Source organism: Streptomyces sp. OR43, from assembly GCF_008042275.1.
Classification (GTDB): domain Bacteria; phylum Actinomycetota; class Actinomycetes; order Streptomycetales; family Streptomycetaceae; genus Streptomyces.
Genome location: NZ_RDBK01000046.1, coordinates 1 through 659, shown reverse-complemented (window position 1 = coordinate 659; position 659 = coordinate 1). Strand labels below are relative to the sequence as shown.

The window sequence follows — 659 nt, the reverse complement described above, 5'->3', positions numbered from 1 at the left end:
TGGCCGACCTCGTGGTTGATGATCAGGGCACGGTACTCGGCGAGCGGGCCGTCGAACTCGGGCGAACCCGTCTCCCAGCGCTTGAGGTTCACCATCACGTCGGTCCCGACCCGGCAGTTGACCTCGCCGTGGGTGTCGAGGCCGCTCTTTCCGCAGACGCGGTCGGTGGTCGCGGGGGTGGCGATCCGGATGACCAGTCCCGCCGGGCCCTCGGCGACCTGCCGGAAGGCGTGCTCGCCGTGGTGCGACCAGCCGCGCGGCGCGGCCAGGATGCGGGCGACCTCGGCGGCGGCCTCGTCCGCGTCCAGACCGGAGCCCTTCTCCACCTCGACCCGGTAGGCGTCGCCCGTGCCGGTCTCCGTGACACCTTCGCGGGCGACCGTGAAGGTGGCGGCCGCGGAGGAGGTGCTCGGACCGTGGCCACCGCTCCACCGGATGCTCCGCCACGGCACGACCGCGGCGACGGCCGCTCCCACCGCACCGCCCGCCCTGATCACGGCCATGCGCCGCTCCGGGCTGCTGGTCACCCCCGCTCCGGAGCGTCCGGGCGCCGCGCCCCGGCTCGATCCGCTCGCCGGGGCCGCGACCGTGGCCGACGCGATGGCGGCGCCGCTCGCCGCCGGGGCACGGGCGGACCTCGCCGCCTTCGACGTACCGGA

At 75.9% G+C, this 659-nt stretch carries 1 protein-coding gene; it reads right to left on the bottom strand.

What is annotated here, in order from left to right:
• Positions 1-503, bottom strand: a 503-nt coding sequence (locus EAO72_RS40070; RefSeq protein ID WP_148022317.1) for a DUF3152 domain-containing protein, incomplete at its 3' end; no start/stop codon positions are given.
• Positions 504-659: the final 156 nt, after the last annotated feature.